This window comes from Piscibacillus halophilus (assembly GCF_900110685.1).
Taxonomy (GTDB): domain Bacteria; phylum Bacillota; class Bacilli; order Bacillales; family Alkalibacillaceae; genus Piscibacillus; species Piscibacillus halophilus.
In genome coordinates, this window is record NZ_FOES01000046.1 from 1 (window position 1) to 18,220 (window position 18,220).

General features: G+C 36.0%; 19 protein-coding genes, 5 tRNA genes and 2 pseudogenes. 18 read left to right on the top strand and 8 right to left on the bottom strand.

Annotation, left to right across the window (positions count from 1 at the left end; all coding sequences use genetic code 11):
- Positions 1–841: 841 nt before the first annotated feature.
- The 3 genes from BMY57_RS13820 to BMY57_RS13830 all read right to left on the bottom strand — a co-directional run bounded on the left by BMY57_RS13820 (position 842) and on the right by BMY57_RS13830 (position 3,054).
- Positions 842–1,993, bottom strand: coding sequence for an acyltransferase family protein (locus BMY57_RS13820; protein WP_091775538.1), 1,152 nt, complete (start codon positions 1,991–1,993; stop codon positions 842–844).
- A 102-nt stretch (positions 1,994–2,095) separates the two neighbouring features.
- Complete coding sequence (locus BMY57_RS13825) at positions 2,096–2,317, bottom strand: hypothetical protein (RefSeq protein WP_010097533.1); 222 nt, start codon at positions 2,315–2,317, stop codon at positions 2,096–2,098.
- Between the two features lie 23 nt (positions 2,318–2,340).
- A complete protein-coding gene (locus BMY57_RS13830) occupies positions 2,341–3,054 on the bottom strand; it encodes a GAP family protein (protein WP_091775541.1) in 714 nt (237 codons plus the stop codon).
- Between the two features lie 95 nt (positions 3,055–3,149).
- Between BMY57_RS13830 and BMY57_RS13835 the strand changes: the two genes are divergently transcribed.
- The 7 genes and pseudogenes from BMY57_RS13835 (at position 3,150) to BMY57_RS16350 (ending at position 7,739) form a co-directional block, all read left to right on the top strand.
- A complete protein-coding gene (locus BMY57_RS13835; RefSeq protein WP_091775544.1) occupies positions 3,150–3,755 on the top strand; it encodes a TetR/AcrR family transcriptional regulator in 606 nt (201 codons plus the stop codon).
- Between the two features lie 293 nt (positions 3,756–4,048).
- Positions 4,049–4,637 (top strand): annotated as a pseudogene (locus BMY57_RS13840) (GrpB family protein).
- Positions 4,638–4,915: 278 nt separating this feature from the next.
- Complete coding sequence (locus BMY57_RS16510; RefSeq protein WP_369678864.1) at positions 4,916–5,317, top strand: DUF6597 domain-containing transcriptional factor; 402 nt, start codon at positions 4,916–4,918, stop codon at positions 5,315–5,317.
- Complete coding sequence (locus BMY57_RS16345; protein WP_256205316.1) at positions 5,298–5,735, top strand: helix-turn-helix domain-containing protein; 438 nt, start codon at positions 5,298–5,300, stop codon at positions 5,733–5,735. The genes BMY57_RS16510 and BMY57_RS16345 overlap by 20 nt, the downstream gene beginning before the upstream one ends.
- Positions 5,736–5,866: 131 nt before the next feature.
- Positions 5,867–6,310, top strand: coding sequence for a VOC family protein (locus tag BMY57_RS13850; protein WP_091775547.1), 444 nt, complete (start codon positions 5,867–5,869; stop codon positions 6,308–6,310).
- A gap of 392 nt (positions 6,311–6,702) precedes the next feature.
- The gene (locus tag BMY57_RS13855) at positions 6,703–7,401 is read left to right on the top strand and encodes a DUF2306 domain-containing protein (RefSeq protein WP_091775550.1); all 699 of its coding nucleotides are present in this window, start codon (positions 6,703–6,705) and stop codon (positions 7,399–7,401) included.
- A gap of 248 nt (positions 7,402–7,649) precedes the next feature.
- Entirely contained in the window at positions 7,650–7,739 is a 90-nt protein-coding gene (locus BMY57_RS16350; RefSeq protein ID WP_245850029.1) for a hypothetical protein, read from the top strand.
- A 230-nt stretch (positions 7,740–7,969) separates the two neighbouring features.
- Here BMY57_RS16350 and BMY57_RS13865 read toward each other — a convergent pair.
- The 3 genes and pseudogenes from BMY57_RS13865 to BMY57_RS13875 all read right to left on the bottom strand — a co-directional run bounded on the left by BMY57_RS13865 (position 7,970) and on the right by BMY57_RS13875 (position 10,243).
- A pseudogene (locus BMY57_RS13865) lies at positions 7,970–8,483 on the bottom strand (SRPBCC family protein).
- 27 nt (positions 8,484–8,510) lie between these two features.
- Positions 8,511–8,852: an ArsR/SmtB family transcription factor gene (locus BMY57_RS13870; protein ID WP_091775553.1), complete on the bottom strand. Its 342-nt coding sequence runs from the start codon at positions 8,850–8,852 to the stop codon at positions 8,511–8,513.
- Between the two features lie 425 nt (positions 8,853–9,277).
- The gene (locus BMY57_RS13875; protein ID WP_091775556.1) at positions 9,278–10,243 is read right to left on the bottom strand and encodes a 4-hydroxy-3-methylbut-2-enyl diphosphate reductase; all 966 of its coding nucleotides are present in this window, start codon (positions 10,241–10,243) and stop codon (positions 9,278–9,280) included.
- 138 nt (positions 10,244–10,381) lie between these two features.
- Between BMY57_RS13875 and BMY57_RS13880 the strand changes: the two genes are divergently transcribed.
- Positions 10,382–11,704: a DEAD/DEAH box helicase gene (locus BMY57_RS13880; RefSeq protein WP_091775559.1), complete on the top strand. Its 1,323-nt coding sequence runs from the start codon at positions 10,382–10,384 to the stop codon at positions 11,702–11,704.
- On the top strand, positions 11,704–12,600 hold the full coding sequence (locus BMY57_RS13885; RefSeq protein ID WP_091775562.1) for a deoxyribonuclease IV: 897 nt from the start codon (positions 11,704–11,706) through the stop codon (positions 12,598–12,600). The genes BMY57_RS13880 and BMY57_RS13885 overlap by 1 nt, the downstream gene beginning before the upstream one ends.
- Here the strand turns inward: BMY57_RS13885 and BMY57_RS13890 are convergent, their stop codons facing one another.
- The gene (locus tag BMY57_RS13890; protein ID WP_091775565.1) at positions 12,601–12,873 is read right to left on the bottom strand and encodes a DUF2624 family protein; all 273 of its coding nucleotides are present in this window, start codon (positions 12,871–12,873) and stop codon (positions 12,601–12,603) included.
- 142 nt (positions 12,874–13,015) lie between these two features.
- Here BMY57_RS13890 and BMY57_RS13895 point away from each other — a divergent pair, with 142 nt between their 5' ends.
- Positions 13,016–13,435, top strand: coding sequence for a cytochrome b family protein (locus BMY57_RS13895; RefSeq protein ID WP_091775568.1), 420 nt, complete (start codon positions 13,016–13,018; stop codon positions 13,433–13,435).
- A gap of 44 nt (positions 13,436–13,479) precedes the next feature.
- Here the strand turns inward: BMY57_RS13895 and ispG are convergent, their stop codons facing one another.
- Positions 13,480–14,586: a flavodoxin-dependent (E)-4-hydroxy-3-methylbut-2-enyl-diphosphate synthase gene (gene ispG / locus BMY57_RS13900; RefSeq protein ID WP_091775570.1), complete on the bottom strand. Its 1,107-nt coding sequence runs from the start codon at positions 14,584–14,586 to the stop codon at positions 13,480–13,482.
- Between the two features lie 172 nt (positions 14,587–14,758).
- Between ispG and BMY57_RS13905 the strand changes: the two genes are divergently transcribed.
- The 8 genes from BMY57_RS13905 to BMY57_RS13940 all read left to right on the top strand — a co-directional run.
- Positions 14,759–15,388 carry an NfeD family protein gene (locus tag BMY57_RS13905; protein WP_091775573.1) on the top strand — a complete coding sequence of 210 codons (630 nt, stop codon included), beginning with the start codon at positions 14,759–14,761 and terminating at the stop codon, positions 15,386–15,388.
- A gap of 193 nt (positions 15,389–15,581) precedes the next feature.
- Positions 15,582–17,207 (top strand): Na/Pi cotransporter family protein, encoded by a 1,626-nt coding sequence (locus tag BMY57_RS13910; protein WP_091775576.1) that lies wholly within the window; start codon positions 15,582–15,584, stop codon positions 17,205–17,207.
- Positions 17,208–17,354: 147 nt separating this feature from the next.
- Positions 17,355–17,429 (top strand) — tRNA-Asn (locus tag BMY57_RS13915).
- Between the two features lies 1 nt (position 17,430).
- Positions 17,431–17,507 (top strand) — tRNA-Met (locus BMY57_RS13920).
- A 75-nt stretch (positions 17,508–17,582) separates the two neighbouring features.
- Positions 17,583–17,658, top strand: a tRNA-His gene (locus tag BMY57_RS13925).
- A gap of 16 nt (positions 17,659–17,674) precedes the next feature.
- Positions 17,675–17,751 (top strand) — tRNA-Ile (locus tag BMY57_RS13930).
- 7 nt (positions 17,752–17,758) lie between these two features.
- A tRNA-Ser gene (locus BMY57_RS13935) sits at positions 17,759–17,851 on the top strand.
- Positions 17,852–17,965: 114 nt separating this feature from the next.
- The coding region (locus tag BMY57_RS13940; RefSeq protein ID WP_177176396.1) for a transposase zinc-binding domain-containing protein at positions 17,966–18,220 on the top strand (255 nt) is incomplete at its 3' end.

Below are 18,220 nucleotides of genomic sequence, written 5' to 3' on the forward strand. Positions count from 1 at the left end.
TCGTTCGCCTATACTGTACAGTACTAACGTGGAATGTTGAACAATTGATCAATTTTTACATCAGAAAGATTAAAAAAGTAGTATAGTAGGATGATAGTACGCTTCTCAACTGGCAAGCTATGCATCGCTTTTGCAAGAAGTGTAGGAGTAATTCTCTTACCAGCTACTTGAAGTCCTTCTATTTCTTCTCCCTTTTAGTGTTTGTCTAAGGTATAGAGCTGTTTTTCTTCTAGCAGTGTTAAATTTGAAAATGTTATCTCCGTTTCTGCCTTTCTTTGTATATGTTGATTGCTTCATTTTTCAGTACTCGCTTACAAAAAGCGTTAAATGCACAGCGAACTTGCCACTCGGTACGATCTGGTTCGATCATGCATTTCCTCTCCCTTCGCAACTGCAAAGGTGGGTGATGATTTCCCCTTTCATAACCTTCAACAAGTTTTTTTATGAAATGTCAAAAAAAAGAGCAATATTTTAAGAAAAATTATTCATTAAATACAAAAAAAGCCCAACTGAACATAAGCCAGGTGGGAGTAAGAATTTATACATATTATTAAATGGAAAATTCTATTTAAAAAGTTGAAAGCCTTAGTTCAAGAAGAAAACAAATTACGACAAAACAAAAAGTAAAAGTAGTATATGAGCTAAGGGACGATTATCCTGTGAAGGCATTACTCAAAATTGCCGGTATTCCACGTAACACTTATTATTATAAAATTAATACTTCTTTAAGCACTCAGATAAAAATTCAAAGTAAAAAAGGCTCATTAGTTCTATTTTTAAGAAGCATAAGGGCAGGTATGGTTATCGTCGTATCCTCTTTTTTCTTTAAAACTCACCATCCCTAAATAATCTTTGACACAAAGGGAATCTGCCTAATTATATAACTTAACAAGAAGCAAAGTGGTATCGTGATCAGAATCATAGCTAGAAACATGAAGGATGGTGGAAAGTGGATGACCTTCAATCCAGCCATAACAATAGAGATAATCGGTATATGAATGATATATATCACGAAGGAATGGGCTGACAAGAAGCTCCAACTTTTTCCTTGACGAGAAACTCTTTTGCGAAAGAATATGATTAATCCGAAAATGACGCCAACACAAAATAGAGCTTCCCACAGAGAATAAACCAAAGATGCCCAGTTCCAGCCGCCAGAAAACTGTAATTCGTCTACCCCAAATATCAAGACTAAGGGAAGGAGAAGAATCGATGCTCCAATTGCAATTCCAAAACCCGCCCTCCCCATAGAATCAGGGGTATTTCGAAACCAATTGCGTTGATAAGCGATGATGCCTAAAATGAATAGCCCGACATATTGTGGGAGATCATAGCCGCTTGCTGTAAATAGTCCAACGAATGCTCGAACCTTGGGAGATCCGCCTGGCAAGTCGAGAGCAGGGACCCACAGTCTTATGATGAAATACGATACTGCTAATATCATGACAAAGATGGCAAGCATTGTGTAGGTGGGTGGCTTACTCTGACGAACTACTGATAGCTTATTTTTACTCATAAACTTCGCCCAAACTGCGTATAAACAAACGAATACGAAAAGTAGCTCGACGTACCACATAGGCCCGTAAGTTAAATGTGAAAAATAGGTTTGCCATGTAAATGGCTCTTGGTTAAGTATATAGGCTTCAATTGCTTGAGCTTGGCTAAGAATGAAAATATAGAAGATAAATGGGATTAGGAATCGGACAGATCTATCTTTGATAAACCGAGTTGCCCCATTTCTTTCAAAAGATGAAGGGACAAAGTAACCAGAAATAAGAAAAAATGTCCCCATAAAGAAAGTCTGATTAAAAGCAAGGAATAGAAGGCCCATTACAACCCCAATAGACCCTTGTGTTAATACATCGTTATAGATGGAAAAGTACACCAAATGATGTAGCACAACCAACACTGTAAGAGCTCCTCTTAGGTTATCAATAAAGGATAATCGTTCTTCCTTTTGGGAAGACGAGTTCCCTATATGTCTTGAATTCATAATAATTCTTATGTTCCTCTCTATAAATATTTAAAAATATATTTCAACGGAGTATCCGCCAAACTGGACGGCTATGTATAAACCGTCCAATTTGCTCTATATTTAATTTTCTCTTTTAGTTGATCTGTCTATTTTCCAAGAGGCTAAACCTATGATCCCACCAACTATAATAAAAATAATGTCCATAACAATTTCAAATCCCTGAAACGCATTAATATAATTTACCAAAAACCAACTTTTTCCACCATTAGTCAAATGATTGATTAATCCGCCTACTCCCTGTATAACAAAAAGTAGACCGAGTCCACTGATTATTTCTTTCATGATGAACACCTCATTAATAATTTTTAATTTAATATTCCTCTAAGACCGATATTGAAAAAAACCGCACCTACTACTCCTATCGCTACCAAGAGTGAGGAAATCGGAGCTTCATTTAATTTTGATTTAATTTTATTTAGAAATTGTTGCAGTCTCTCTTTAAACATAATATTAACCCCTAACAAAAGAAGAGAGGGAAGCACCATTACAAGATTGTAGCCAATTATAATAAAGATAGAAGAGGAAGACTCAATTGTTAGGTGGTTCATTAACAAAATGGAATAAAAGTAAGGCAATGCAGTTACAAATTCAATTAGAAAAACAATGATACCTAATATGATCATCCCTTTCATCGTTGTTTTTTGGGGTATAAATGAAATTAAACGTTTTTTTGTAGTATCATTTGGTTTGCAGAAGCTAATTAGAACAATAACTGCTCCAAAAAGGAGATAAAACCAATTGATAAAGTCAAATTCAGATAATTTTCCAATTCCTTTCAATAATGAATCTCCACCAAAGTATAGGAATAAGCCCACTACGAAGTAGCCAAACTGCGTAATAAATAAAAAAACAAGCAAGCGAGAAGATAATTGATTAGGCTGTGTCAATAATAAATAAGCTGTTACAGCAAGTACACCAGGACTTAATATATCAATTAATGCGCAAATAGAAATAATTAGCAAAGCTATCGATGTGTCTATTGATGAAGAAGGCATCAATGCTTCAATACTTTCGATCAAATATGGAGTCCCTCCTTTTTATATGTTATAATTTAAATAGCACAGCGTGTTAAAATTATATTAACACACTGTGTTAATAAAAGGAAGTGTTTTTTATGCCAAGGATTGTTAATCATGAAAAAAAGAGGAAGTCAATTGCTGAGGCCGCTTGGAATATTATTAAGAAAGAGGGAATCGAAAAGGCATCTATAAGAAGAGTTGCTATTGAAGCAGGCATGTCTGCTGGAGCGTTAAGACATTATTTTTCAACTAAGGATGAAATGTTATTATTTATCATGGATTATTACCTGGAAGAAGGGAAAAAACGTTCTCAAAGTAAAAGTTGGTCAGACAATCCATTGCAGGCAGTCGCAGAAGTTTTATTGGAGCTTGTACCAATTGATGAAGAAAAGAAAATCGAAACGAGCGTTTGGTTGATCCTTGCACTTCAGTCACTTACAAGTGATACATTAAAAGAAAAAAAAGATGAAATGACTAACGGTATGTATGAATTAGCAAATTCAATGATTGAGATATTAGTCCTACAAGGGATTTTATCTGATTCAACTAATGTAAAATTAGAAAAAAGTAGGCTAGCGGCATTAATTGATGGATTGTCCATTCATGCTCTGTTAAGACCTGATGTCTACACTCCAGAAAAGGTGAATGAAGTAATCCGTTATCATTTAGAAACACTCTGTAATGAAAGTCAATTGAATTGATTTTGCAACCGTTAATCTTCATTTGTTTGCCGATTACATACAGTGATGGCATTGGCGTCAATATTCTTTGATGAGCCATTTACAATAACTATAGATTATTTTATACTTCTCTTTACTTTTGGAATTGCTCTACAACTATATAAAAAGTATACAGGAACATTATGGATGAATATTATCTACCATATTGTTTATCTTGAAGTGGCTAGATATATTTCCATGGGTGGTATGTTGAAAAGTGCGGTACGTTTGAATGCTATTAAAAATCGAAATGGAGGGAGATTTAATTGACTTTTATGCACGATAATTTAAAATCTAAAAATGAAGAAAAACTGCAAGAAGTAATGGTTGGAGAGCTAGAACCTCACAATGCACAAATTACGCTCCTTGACTATGATCCGAAATGGCCGAAGTTATTTGACCGAGAGGCTAAAAGAATTTATTCCATACTTGGTAAAAAAAGTACTTCAATTGGAGCACGTTGGATCAACTTCAGTGCCAGGTTTATGTGCTAAGCCAATTATTGATATTCTATTGGTTGTGAAGGATTCAGCTGACGAAAGTGCTTATGTTCCTGACTTGGAGGAAGACGGCTACACTTTACGTATTCGAGAACCAGATTGGTTTCAACACCGACTTTTTAAAGGCCCCGATACAGATATTAATTTACACGTATTTAGTAAAGGCTCATCTGAAATCGACCGAATGTTGCGGTTTCGCAATTGGCTAAGAATTAACCATTCCGATCGAGATAAGTATGCAAACGTAAAGCGTAACTTAGCTCACCGTAAATGGAAACACGTCCAAGACTATGCGGATGCAAAAGGTTCAATAGTACAGGAAATTATGGGGAGAGCAAATGTGGTCAATGAGAAGAAGGGTTGAAACTTACAAATTCCTTTTATAAGGGTGAAGGTATTTAATAATATTACTTATCAGTAAGATAAGTTTGTAAAATAAAAAGCCCTGTTATCACGTCATAACAGGCAACTTGATTTTTTCTACACTTATTAAGAAAATGGAAAAGGGTTAATTATAAGTCCTTTTCTACCAAATAATCCGAATATCCTAAAAAATGAGGATTTAAATGACATTGTTGATCGAACTTTATTCCAAGCCAACAATAATGGTTTTTTTAGAATAAATTAAAGGTAGTGATTGCTATGGTTGTTTTTCGAACCTACCACCCCACGCCTCCCTTGTCGAATTTTATAAATATTTTTTGGTATTACAAAAGTTATAAGCCGCCTCATGAAATGGAACGCGTCCTTCCAGACGGCTCTATGGAATTAGTTATCAATCTAGAAGAGGACTTGATAAAGGTATACGATCAAAAGAATCAGAACCGATTCAAAAGTTTTCGTGGGAGCGTGATTTCTGGACCGCATTCAGATTTTACTGTTATCGACACAGCATGTCAAGCTTCCACAATAGGGATTCACTTTAAGCCAGGTGGTGCTTTTCCATTTCTTAATATATCAGCCAATGAATTATATAATAGGCACGAATCTCTAGAAACACTTTGGGGGGACAAAAGCGGTCGAAATGCGAGATCAGCTTCTTGAAGTTGAAATACAAGCTGCCAAATTTAGAGTTCTTGAACATTACTTATTGGAGATGATAAATCAAGCCTCGGCTCTTCATCCAGCAGTTGTCATCGCGTTAAAGAAATTCCAGTATTTACCTAATCAGTTAAAAATTGCTGATGTGACTGATCAAATTAGTTTGAGTTCACGCCGTTTCATTCAGGTATTCAAGGAAGAAGTGGGAATGACACCCAAACAATTTTACCGCATCCAACGTTTTCAGAATGTACTTCAGCTCATTAATGATGGAGAGCAAGTTGATTGGACAAAATTTGCGTTAACTTGCGGTTATTATGATCAGGCCCATTTCATCCACGATTTTCGTGCATTTTCTGGTCTTAGCCCAACAGTCTACCACATGAATCAAGAGAAACAACAAAATCACGTTCCACTTTAATAGGGTCATTTTTTTACAATACAATTCATTCCAACGTAATTTAGAATAAATTTGATGCAATCATTCCCAATATCTGACCTGTTTCTTTGGAATAATTGCATCCAAATTTAAATTCATTGGAGGAATATTTCATGACATCGAATACAAAAGGCATTCCAGCAGGATACCACACAGTGACACCGTACATGATTATCAAAGATGCAACTGCTGCCATTTCATTTTATAAAAAGGCATTTGGAGCTACTGAACAGATGCGTGTTACAGATAACAGCGGTAAAGTTCAGCATGCAACAATCAAAATCGGTGATTCACCAATCATGATTGCTGATGAGTTCCCAGCATACCCGATTATGCAGAGCCCCCAGTCTCTTAAAGGAGCTGGGATGCATATTTTTCTCTATGTTGAGGACGCAGATGCACTTTTTGCACAAGCTATTGATGCAGGAGCAAAGGAACTGGAGCCCGTAGAAGATCATATTGAAGGCGATCGACGTGGAGGTGTAATAGATCCCTTTGGGCACATTTGGTGGATTGCAACACATATAAAGAATGTGCCGATTGAGGAAATACAATAGCACTTTGTAGGTTTTGTTAATCCTATTTGATGGGAATAAAACTACAACTTAATTTGAAGTGGGAATGCTGATTTAACAGCATTTACCCTAATTTAAAACGGACATATTGATTAAAAATAATATAGTTCCCTGCCCAAAACCCTGCCAATAAAAAATTTTGGCAAGGAACATTTTTAGTAGGAAAAATAGGGTATCGACTTATAAGAAATACAGCTTACTGTTTCTCGTGTTCAATTTCCTGACACAAAAATAAGATTCCCTTGGCCAGGAGAATTTTGCGGTATGAACGTACTTCATGAAAACTAGAAGTCTATATAAAATTAGCTATATGACTCGTTTATTAAAAAAATTTTAGAATATGTAAAGGTATCCTGTAAGGGGGATGAGAATTGATGGAGTTTATGTTTATGGTTGCTCGGTGGTTTCATGTTTTAGGGGGATTTTTGGCATTATGTGTGTTTTGGGTTCCAATAGTTACGAAGAAAGGGAGAAAGACGCATCGACGTAGTGGTTGGGTATATGTGGTTGCCATGAGCATTGTATCCATTTCAGCATTATATATGGGGATTTATCGCCTTGCTTTGGATCCGTCATTTCACGCAGAGGATGTTCCATTTTCTTGGTTTCTAATTTTTATTGCTATTTTAAGTGGAGGGGCTGTATGGTATGGCTTACGCGTCCTTCGATATAAAAGACGCCGAAATACTCACAAGCATGTGATTGATTTGTTTTTTCCGATACTATTACTTACCTTTGGTATCGCAATTAGCATATACGGTTGGATGATTGATTTTCCGTTATTGAAGTTTTTCCCTATTATAGGTGTGTTTTTGGGAGGAATCCAACTGCAATATTGGCTGTCTGCTCCAACCAGAAGATCTCATTGGATAGTGGAACATATAATAGGTATGCTATCATGCTGTATCGCAACCGTTACTGCATTTGCCGTCTTTGGTGCACCAAGACTTCTTCAAATTGAATCTGTCAGTTTAATTATATGGGTCATTCCAATCCTTATATTTGCTCCGCTTATTTTTGGATTCACCAACTATTATACTAACAAAATGGATGGAAAACGTTCTGCATCTTGAACGTGTGAAAAGAATACCTGCACTAATCAATGAATAAAAGCTTTTATGTTCCTGTGGAAAATAGGTGCAATTTTCCAGATCTAATTTTTAAAAAATAAAGTATGGGGGGAAACAAATGAATAATAATTAAGTTACCTATAAATTAGCAAATTCAATGATTGAGATATTAGTTCTAGCTATAAGGAATTTTATCTGATTCAATTAATGTACAATTATAGATAAGTAGGCTATCGGCATTAATTGATGGCTTGTTCATTCATGCCCTGTTAAGACCTGATGTTTACTCTCCAGAAAAGGTAAAAGAAGTAATCTATTATCATTTAGAAACAATCATCTAGGTTACCTTGCCTACCTTATTCCCTTTAATAGGATCGCCAAATTATTGGCATTGGTCTACAGTATCCTGAAATTAGCTGAACCTTGCAGGCTACTTTTCGAAGATTTTTTAGAAACGAAAAACAAGAGGAAGAAAGATATTTTCCCCTCTTGTTTTATTTTCGAGACGTATTAGACAGCCCTTTGTGAGTGTTTTGTCAAAAATCATATTAAATGATCAAAGCTTTATTCTCTATTTTAATCTCTCTACCAATACATCTAAATTATTCCACGTTTGTGTGATTCCTTCCAACAATCCCATGTCCAAAACAGCTTGCAGGGAATCCGCTGAATCGAATTCAGAACGGCTGACCAATTTTGTTTGACTGCCTAAATCGATGAATTCCATTGTGACTTCTGGAGAAGGCATGGACTCATTGATATTGCCTTCTGCATCCGAAAAATAATCGTTATAAACAATCTTTTCTGGCTCAATAATGTCTTTATAAATGGTTTTGTTCCAAGATTCCATTCCATATTCTTCTTGATTCTTATCAACACATTTCATGCAATAGTGCCATACGCCTCCTGGGCGAAAGTCCATGTTGCAAACGGGCAGTTCCCAACCATCCGTACTCCACCAGCGCTTTAAATGCTCTGGTTCCTTAAATAGTTGAAATAGTTGATCACGTGGCATATCATAAACTCGTTCTAAAACAAGAAACCTTTCATTCTCTACTCTTTGAAACCATTTTGTTATTTGGCATAATTTTTCCTCCTTATTTTTCACTTGTCTATTGTTTTTTATTTTGCAGTTCTTGTACATAATCGTCCAAGTTGTCGAGTCTCCTTTCCATATCCTTTTGAAAGGAAGTCGCCCAATATTCTATTACTCGGAAGGGCTCAGACCGTAGCTTGTAATATCGACGATTAGCTTCTGGCTTCACTTCTACAATTCCATTGTCACTCAGCACCTTTAAATGCTTTGAAGCATGCGGCTGGCTTAATTCCAACCGATTAGCAATTTCCCCCACTGTTAAAGACCCATTACGCAGCAACTCAACGATTGCCATCCGATTAGGTTCAGCCAATGACCCCAGCATAGATACATTCATGCCTGGAATTTTACCTGACATGTCGCTCACCTCATTAAAAAATATCTATTTTTATCATCGCATCCCCTCTCCGACACTTGACTTAATTCATGTGATTTAAATATAATACAAATGGAATATAACTGTAAAGGCATATTTAATGTATTTCATCTATCCCAAGCCATTTAGGAGTCTCATAAACTAAAACGGGAAGCAGAGAGGGGGAAGACACCGATTCCATCAAAAAGGCTACCAATTTTTAAATTTGTGTTATAATTCTTTTTAGACGTGTAATCTAACATATATTTCACCTCTAACTTAAAAAATCATCTGTAGGTGAAAACCAAATTTATATGGATTGATACTTCTTTAAAACCCTTTAAAATCAATGATATTGCTCTATATCTAGTACCGTGAAAGTAGAGTGGGAATAAAAAAAATTCCGGCCCAGATGAGCCGGAATTTTTTTATGCTCTTTTTTTCTTTTTTGATTTAACTTTGGGAAGGATTTTACCGTTGGTGACTTGCGTTTCACGTTCCCAAGTCGCTTCATTGTCTGGATCGAAATTCTCGATAAATTTAATAACTTCTTTGGTAATAGGTGTTGGCGTCGAAGCACCTGCTGTAACAGCAACTTTTTCAACACCTTCTAACCAACTTAAATCAATCTCTGAAACGTTTGCAATCCTATAAGCCTCTGTACCAGCAATTTGTTTGGATACTTGAGCTAATCGATTAGAGTTGTTACTCATAGGGTCGCCGACAACAAGTGTTAAGTCAGCTTCTTTTGCTTGTTCAGCTACAGCTTCCTGGCGAACTTGAGTTGCCATACAAATCTCTTGAACCATCTCAGTTTGAGGATATAGTTCTTTAACTTTTTGCATGACATCATAGACATCCCACTGACTCATTGTCGTTTGGTTCGTCACGATGATTTTTGTGTGTTTATTAAATGAAAGTTGTTCAGCATCTTCCTCAGTTGTAATTAAGTGAACATGATCAGGTGCAACCCCGACGGCTCCTTCTGGTTCTGGGTGTCTTTTTTTACCGATATACACAACTTCATAACCTTCTGCGACTTTTTCACGGATTAAATCATGCGTACGAGTTACATCAGGGCATGTAGCATCTAATACCGTTAATCCTTTATTTTCAGCAATTTCTTTTACTTCAGGCGATACACCGTGAGCAGTAAAAATAACGGTTCCTTCATTAATATCTTTTAATAGCTCTAGGCGACTTTTCCCTTTTTGGTCTAACGTGACAATTCCTTCTTCTTTGAAGGCATTCGTAACATGGCTATTATGAACGATCATACCTAAGATATAGATCGGTCTTGGTAGATTTGGGTCTTTAGCAGCGTTGCTTGCAATTACCATTGCATCGACAACACCGTAACAGTAACCTCTAGGTGCAATTTTTATGACTTCCATGAAAATGGCCTCCCCATTTTATACTCTCTATGCATATTATAAAGGCTATAACCTTAATTGACAAAATGTTTATTCGAGTGGCATTTAAAGTATGACTCCTTTATAATGAGAAATGTTAGGAATAAAGGAGAATGCCAAATGAAACGATATTTTCAATCATATCAGTTGAGCCCAAATATGTTAACCATTATACAAGATTTAAACTTTAAACAACCAACTGAAATTCAACACCGTGTTATACCATCTGTATTAAGAAAAGAAAACGTTATTGGTCAATCACAAACAGGAACCGGAAAAACCCATGCTTATTTGATTCCTTTAATTGATCAGCTTAATTTAAATGAACAAACGACACAAAAGATGATTATCGCTCCGACTAGAGAGCTTGCAATGCAAATTTTTCATGAGATTAAGAAAATGCAAGATTTTTCTCAAGAAGAGTTTAGTTCTCGGTTAGTTATTGGAGGTACCGATAAAGAAAGAGAGCTTCAAAAGGTTCAAAAGCAACCACATTTAATCGTAGGAACACCTGGTCGTATATTGGACTTTATTGAGGAAGGTGCGATTAATCCGTCTTCGGTAGAAAGCGTCGTGATTGATGAGGCTGACTTATTAATTGACCTTGGCTTAATTGAAGAAGTCGATCAAATATTAAGCAGAATGTATGTAGATGTTCAAACTTTAGTTTTCTCTGCTACGATCCCAAAAAAATTACAACCATTTTTAAAAAAATATTTAGTTAATCCTAATTATATTGTTATTGAGGATTCCATCAATCCATCAAAGCTAGAACATAGACTTATTCCGAGAAGACATCGTGATGCAGCCGAATTAATATTAGAGGCGTCTAAATTAATTCACCCTTACATTGCCTTGATCTTTGTTAATAAGAAAGAACATGCTGATGAGTTAAGAGAAGCATTGTTAGATAAAGGATTAGAAGCTGGGGTTATACATGGTGGTCTGAAGCCAAGAGAGAGGAAAAGAATGTTAAATGACTTAAGGTCATTAAAATATCAATACATCGTAGCGACTGATTTAGCAGCTAGAGGAATTGATATTCCAGGAGTAAGTCATGTGTTTAATGCTGAATTTCCTCAGGATGTTGAAACTTACACTCACCGTGTTGGAAGAACAGCTAGAGCTGGTAATGAAGGAACAGCAGTCACTTTTTATGATGAAAAAGATATGACTTTAATTGAGAAGTTAGAACAAACAGGAATAGAATTTCACAACTACGATATTAAAAACGGCGAATGGGCTCCAGTTAAGGAATGGAACGTTAGACAGAATCGTCTAAAACAAGAAAATGAGTTAGAGAAGGAAGCTTGGAAACGCGTTAAGAAAAGAAAACAGGTTAAGCCTGGTTATAAGAAAAAAATGAAACAAGAAAAAGAAAAAATTAAAAAGGAACTTAAAAGGGAAAAATTTAAGAAGATGAATAAGGGGAGGAGAAAGTAATGACACTAAAAATTGGTTCACATGTTTCAATGAGTGGCAAGAAAATGTTATTAGCTTCAAGTGAAGAGGCGGTATCCTATGGAGCAAATACGTTTATGATCTATACGGGTGCTCCTCAAAACACTAGAAGAAAAGACATTGAGGAATTAAACATTGAAGCGGGACAAGACCATATGAAAGAACATGGAATTGAGGAAATGGTTGTACATGCCCCGTATATCATTAATATCGGAAATACAACAAAGCCAGCTACATTTAAGTTAGGGATTGATTTTTTACAATCTGAAATCGAACGCACCGAAGCTTTAGGTGCAAAACAAATTGTTTTACACCCGGGAGCTCATGTTGGTGCTGGAGCAGAAGCGGGTATTGAGAAAATTGTTGAAGGATTAAATGAAATCCTTCAACCAAATCAACATGTACAAATAGCTCTAGAGACCATGGCTGGAAAGGGTTCAGAATGCGGACGCACTTTTGACGAGATTGCTTCCATAATTGATGGTGTGACACATAATGAACATTTATCCGTATGTTTTGATACTTGCCACGTTCATGATGCAGGCTACGATATTGTTAATGATTTAGATGGGGTTTTAAAAGAGTTTGATGATATCATTGGTTTAGACCGCTTAAAAGTGATTCATATTAATGACAGCAAAAACGAAAAAGGTGCAAAAAAAGACCGACACGAAAACATTGGATTTGGACACATTGGTTTTGATGCAATATATAATGTCGTCCATCATCCTGATTTAATGCACCTGCCAAAAATTCTAGAAACACCTTATGTTGGTGAAGATAAAAAGAACAAAAAACCACCTTACAAATTTGAAATTGAGATGTTAAAAAATGGTGAGTTTGATTCGGATTTAAAAACCAAAATTATGAATCAATAGTTATAGTAAATGGTCTAAGTTATATTGTTTTACAAGCTGATTTAATAATTGATCGGCTTGTTTAGCTTCGCGTTGGCCAATATTTTGTTCAACATAGCTATAAGTTTTCGATCGGTCCTGTTTTGAAAAAGGATCGATCGATTCTTTTTTGATAAATTTTAGTAATTCAGCAGCTTGTTCTTTAGTAATGTGAATACCATATTGACGCCCGTATTTGACTATTTCAGCAGGTGTTGATGCATAAAGCCTCGTTCGAATTAAATGTTTTAACATATTGAATATCCTTTCATTAAAAAGTCATCACTATGTATATGCATAAAAAGACAAAAGTTGTGTTTTACCATAAATTACTTATGTAAAAACATAAAATCCTCACACACTATAAATACCACGTAGAAAGTGAGGTTAGATAATCATGGCTGATGATCAGTACCCAAATAGCTTTGACGATGACCAGGATTATTTTCCAAATAAAGGCGAAGAACAAAAGAAAGTTTATAAAGACTTTAATGAATATGATGCAAGAGACCGTGGATATGACACAGAATTTGCTAGTGATGCAGCAACATTCAACCCAAGTGAATTAGATGAAGACAAAATTCGAAAAGAAGAAAGAGAAACTCGTTATGAAGAACATGTAGATGCAGGATGGGGTTGGATAGCTTTAGTGATTTCGTTATTGTCCTTTTTCGTTTGGACATTACTTTTCGCGGTCGTCGGTGCAGTCATGGGTATATATGCAAAAAGACGTGGTGCAGATACGCTTGGTAATATTGCAATTGGTATTGCCATCTTAGCTGTTGCCCTACGATTGTTTGTATTTCCTATAATGTAAAGAAAAATCCCCTTACACCTTAAAAGGTGTAAGGGGAAATTATATTATGCTTTTTGTTTTTCTTCTTCTTGCTTCTTATAATGTTCTTCTGCTAATTTGTCGACTTCTTTTTTAAGTTCTTCAACCATTGTTTCTTCAGGGACTTTACGAATGATTTCTCCATGCCTGAATAGTAAACCTTCACCTCGTGCTCCAGCGATCCCGATATCTGCTTCACGAGCTTCACCAGGTCCGTTTACGGCACATCCTAAAACAGCTACCTTAATAGGGGCTTTAATGGTTTGAATATATTCTTCAACTTCATTTGCAATACTAATGAGGTCAATTTCAATACGACCACATGTTGGGCATGAAATAAGCGTTGCTGCGTTTGATGCAAGGCCAAACGATTTTAATAACTCTTTAGCTACTTTAACCTCTTCGACTGGATCTGCACTTAAAGAGATACGCAACGTGCTACCAATTCCTTTACTTAGAATAGCACCTAGACCAGCAGCACTTTTAACAGTACCTGCAAAAAGCGTACCTGATTCTGTGATTCCTAGGTGCAATGGATAAGGAATGACCTCAGCTGCTTTTTCATAAGCTTCAATCGCAAGTTTAACGTCCGAAGCTTTTAATGAAACAACAATGTCATGGAAATCTAAATCCTCTAGAATCTTAATATGGCCTAGAGCACTTTCAACCATTGCATCTGCAGTAGGGTAACCATATTTTTCTAATAAGTGTCTTTCTAATGAACCGGCGTTAACTCCGATACGAATAGGTATACCTTTACCTTTCGCAGCGTTTACGACTTCTTCTACGCGTTCACGTTTCCCAATATTACCTGGATTAATACGAATTTTGTCTGCGCCACCTTCAATGGCTTTTAGAGCATATCTATAGTTGAAGTGGATATCAACAACTAATGGAATATTAATTCGCTTTTTAATTTCTGGAATAGCGTCTGCTGCACGATCATCTGGACATGCAACACGTACAATTTGACATCCAGCCTCTTCTAAGCGATGTATTTCATTAACTGTAGCTTCAACATCATGCGTTTTAGTCGTGGTCATAGATTGAATGACAACTTCGTCTTTTCCACCAACAATTACGTCCCCGACTTTAACGGGTCTTGTATCTTTACGGTGAATAATCGTAGACATTGCTACAACTCTCCTTGTCTCTATAAAATACTAAAAATATACTTACTAACATAGATAATAACATACAATTTAGGGATTATGCTATTAGTCCTAACTGTTATAATAATAATTATGTGATGAATTTTCCAAAAAGACGCTTAAGTGTCATAAATTTTATGGGGAGAGGAAGATCATGATGATTTTAGAAAGTTATATGGGTGTTTTAATCATTACTTTTTTAGCAATGTTTTTTATGTTAGGTGAATTAATGGTTAAACTGAAAGGTTTGGGAATGATTCTTGGGATTGGATTTATAACATTTTATTTTTTAGGACAATCGCCTACATATAATGTCTGGTTAATGGGATTTGTGTTTATCATCGGAATTTCATTAATTGTCGTCGATGGTAAATGGATTGGAGATGGGACTCTAGGTGTAATAGGGTTAGTGCTAGTCCTATTATCTGTTGCATTTGCTGCTTCGACTTGGATCCACGCATTATACAGTGTAGCAGGCGTTTTATTAGGAAGCTTCTCAAGTTTATTTTTAATGAAAGCCTTCCCTAGAAGAGATATGTGGACAAAAGTAGCTTTATTAGACCAACTTTCTAGTGAAGCAGGTTATAATTCCCTTAACGAAACTTACCAAGATCTACTTAATCAAACCGGAGAAACGATAACGGTATTGAGACCATCTGGTACGATTAGGGTTAATGGAGAAGAATACAGTGCGATTTCTAAAAGTAAATGGGTTGAGAAAGGTAAAAAAGTAAAGGTTGTCGTAGTTGATGGTACAAAAATTGAAGTTGAAGAAGTAGAATAAACCCTTTGTTAAATCTAATACTAAAGAGAGTTAAAACGCATTATGTAGCTAAATTAATTAATTAGTATATACATTTAATTATTAATTTAATGTAAAGTTTTTGTAAATTTTATCTTAGATTTATTTACATTAGGTGCATCCACACATAGAATAGTATTCGGCTTACAAGTATTAGATCTAACGAGGTGACAGAATGAACGTACAAGAAATGATCTTTTTATTCATTGGTGGTTTAGGTATTTTCTTATTTGGTATTAAATATATGGGGGATGGATTGCAGAAATCAGCAGGTGATAAACTTCGTGATATCCTCGATCGATTCACAACAAATCCTTTAATGGGAGTTATAGCTGGTATTATTGTCACGATATTAATTCAATCTAGTTCTGGTACTACAGTTCTAACTATTGGATTAGTTAGTGCAGGTTTTATGACTTTAAGACAAGCAATTGGTGTTATTATGGGTGCCAATATTGGGACGACGGTAACTGCTTTCATTATAGGTTTTGATATTGGTGCTTATTCTTTACCCATAATCGCTATTGGTACTTTATTAATTTTCTTCTTTAAAAATAAGCGTATTAATTATCTAGGACAAACCATTTTTGGTTTTGGCGCATTATTTTACGGATTAGAATTAATGGGAGATGGAATGAAGCCCCTTCGTTCTTTAGAATCCTTCCATGAATTGACGGCAAGTATGAGTGATATTCCGTTATTAGGTGTTGCAATTGGTACAATTTTTACGGTGATAGTTCAAAGTTCATCTGCAACCATCGGTATTCTTCAACAAATGTATGCAGATGGTACAGTAGAGTTGGCAGCAGCATTACCAGTTCTATTTGGAGATAACATTGGGACAACTATTACAGCATTACTAGCAGCTATCGGAGCAAGCGTTGCTGCAAAACGTGCAGCAGCAGTCCACGTTATTTTTAACCTTTTAGGAGCAATCGTCTTTTTAATACTTTTAATTCCATTTACATTTGCAGTTGAATGGATTCGTGACACGTTAATGTTAGAGCCGAAGATGACAATAGCGTTTGCTCACGGTATGTTTAATGTCACAAATGTAATCATTCAATTGCCATTCATTGCATTATTAGCAGTAATAGTAACAAAAATTGTACCAGGTAAAGACAGTGTCATTGATTATAAACCTCAGCATTTAGACCCTATCTTTATACAACAATCTCCTTCTGTAGCTGTTGCTCAAGCTAAAGAAGAAGCTATACACATGGGACAAATTGCTTTACAAGGACTTGAAGAAACTCGTCAATTTTTAAATAATAATCAAAGTAAACACGCTGAGGTTGCCTATCAATTAGAGAGCGCGATTAACAATTTAGATAAGAAAATTACGAACTATTTAGTACAAGCATCCAGTTCCATCTCAAAGGCAGATAGTAAAGCACACTCATCAGTCGTTGATATTGTAAGAGATATTGAGCGAATTGGAGACCATTTTGAGAATATTGTTGAATTGATTGAGTATCGTATTACGAATAAAGTTAATATGACAGATCAAGCTTATGAAGACATGAATACTATGTTTGACTTAACTCTTGAAACTGTATCACAAGCTATTGACGCTTTTGAAAATATGGATGAAGAAAAAGCTAAAGCAGTTATGAAAAAAGAGGACGAAATAGATTCAATGGAACGTAAATTCCGTAAGAAACACATTTTACGATTAAATGAAGGATTATGTTCAGGTTCCGCAGGGATTGTATTTGTTGATATTATTAGTAATTTAGAACGTATTGGAGATCATGCTTTAAATATAGCTCAAGAAGTTGTAGGTAAAAAAGAAGAATAAATGGTATTCCCCGTATTAAGTCATACTTGGTGCGGGGTTATCATTTAATTTTTTTCAAAAAAGTTGTGTTAAAGAATGTTGACAAGATTTCATTATCATGGTAAATTATATCTCGTCGTCATAATTAGTTGATAGACAAAGTATTATTCCAGCGTAGCTCAGTGGTAGAGCAATCGGCTGTTAACCGATCGGTCGCAGGTTCGAATCCTGCCGCTGGAGCCATGGCGGTGTAGCTCAGCTGGCGAGAGCGTACGGTTCATACCCGTGAGGTCGGGGGTTCGATCCCCTCCGCCGCCACCATTACATAATAAGATTAACTACCCGGAGCAATTAGCTTTGGACCGTTTGTCAATTACATACTAAACTTACTTCATGGCGGTCGTGGCGAAGTGGTTAACGCACCGGATTGTGGCTCCGGCACTCGTGGGTTCGATTCCCACCGATCGCCCCATTAGACATCTTAATAAGGACCCTTAGCTCAGCTGGTTAGAGCTATCGGCTCATAACCGATCGGTCGCAGGTTCGAGTCCTGCAGGGTCCACCATTTATTCGGAGGAGTACCCAAGTCCGGCTGAAGGGAGCGGTCTTGAAAACCGCCAGGGGCTTCACGGCCCGCGGGGGTTCGAATCCCTCCTCCTCCGCCATTATATAACAAGCTAAAAGGCTTGTTTTTTTATTGTTTAGGAAATTATAAAATGACTCAGTTGTGGATAAGTATGTGATAGAATTTAACTAATAAATTTAGGAGATATTTCGGTATGGGTAAAAAAGGTTCTGGAGTTATTAAACAAATATTAAAAGAACACTTTAATGGTTTTTGGGCATTACATGCCCAAAGGTTCCCAGTAGATTATCGGGATGATATAGAGGAAACAGTTATAAAAACTATTAGATGCGGAACAAAAGACTTAGGTTATGCACGATATGAATGTTTGGGGTGCGAAGGAGAGCCAAGTCCTAAGTTTGTATGTTTTACCTGTAAAAGTCGCTTTTGTCATGGGTGTGGGAAAAAA

Excerpts from the sequence above, each read along its gene's own strand:
- BMY57_RS13890 (WP_091775565.1), bottom strand. The coding sequence starts at position 12,873 with ATGTTAAAACATTTAATTCGAACGAGGCTTTATGCATCAACACCTGCT.
- BMY57_RS13870 (WP_091775553.1), bottom strand. The coding sequence starts at position 8,852 with ATGTCAGGTAAAATTCCAGGCATGAATGTATCTATGCTGGGGTCATTG.
- BMY57_RS13825 (WP_010097533.1), bottom strand. The coding sequence starts at position 2,317 with ATGAAAGAAATAATCAGTGGACTCGGTCTACTTTTTGTTATACAGGGA.
- ispG (WP_091775570.1), bottom strand. The coding sequence starts at position 14,586 with ATGTCTACGATTATTCACCGTAAAGATACAAGACCCGTTAAAGTCGGG.
- BMY57_RS13820 (WP_091775538.1), bottom strand. The coding sequence starts at position 1,993 with ATGAATTCAAGACATATAGGGAACTCGTCTTCCCAAAAGGAAGAACGA.
- BMY57_RS13910 (WP_091775576.1), top strand. The coding sequence starts at position 15,582 with ATGAACGTACAAGAAATGATCTTTTTATTCATTGGTGGTTTAGGTATT.
- BMY57_RS16510 (WP_369678864.1), top strand. The coding sequence starts at position 4,916 with ATGGTTGTTTTTCGAACCTACCACCCCACGCCTCCCTTGTCGAATTTT.
- BMY57_RS13875 (WP_091775556.1), bottom strand. The coding sequence starts at position 10,243 with ATGGAAGTCATAAAAATTGCACCTAGAGGTTACTGTTACGGTGTTGTC.
- BMY57_RS13885 (WP_091775562.1), top strand. The coding sequence starts at position 11,704 with ATGACACTAAAAATTGGTTCACATGTTTCAATGAGTGGCAAGAAAATG.
- BMY57_RS13835 (WP_091775544.1), top strand. The coding sequence starts at position 3,150 with ATGCCAAGGATTGTTAATCATGAAAAAAAGAGGAAGTCAATTGCTGAG.
- BMY57_RS13880 (WP_091775559.1), top strand. The coding sequence starts at position 10,382 with ATGAAACGATATTTTCAATCATATCAGTTGAGCCCAAATATGTTAACC.
- BMY57_RS13850 (WP_091775547.1), top strand. The coding sequence starts at position 5,867 with ATGACATCGAATACAAAAGGCATTCCAGCAGGATACCACACAGTGACA.
- BMY57_RS16345 (WP_256205316.1), top strand. The coding sequence starts at position 5,298 with ATGCGAGATCAGCTTCTTGAAGTTGAAATACAAGCTGCCAAATTTAGA.
- BMY57_RS13855 (WP_091775550.1), top strand. The coding sequence starts at position 6,703 with ATGGAGTTTATGTTTATGGTTGCTCGGTGGTTTCATGTTTTAGGGGGA.
- BMY57_RS13895 (WP_091775568.1), top strand. The coding sequence starts at position 13,016 with ATGGCTGATGATCAGTACCCAAATAGCTTTGACGATGACCAGGATTAT.
- BMY57_RS13905 (WP_091775573.1), top strand. The coding sequence starts at position 14,759 with ATGATGATTTTAGAAAGTTATATGGGTGTTTTAATCATTACTTTTTTA.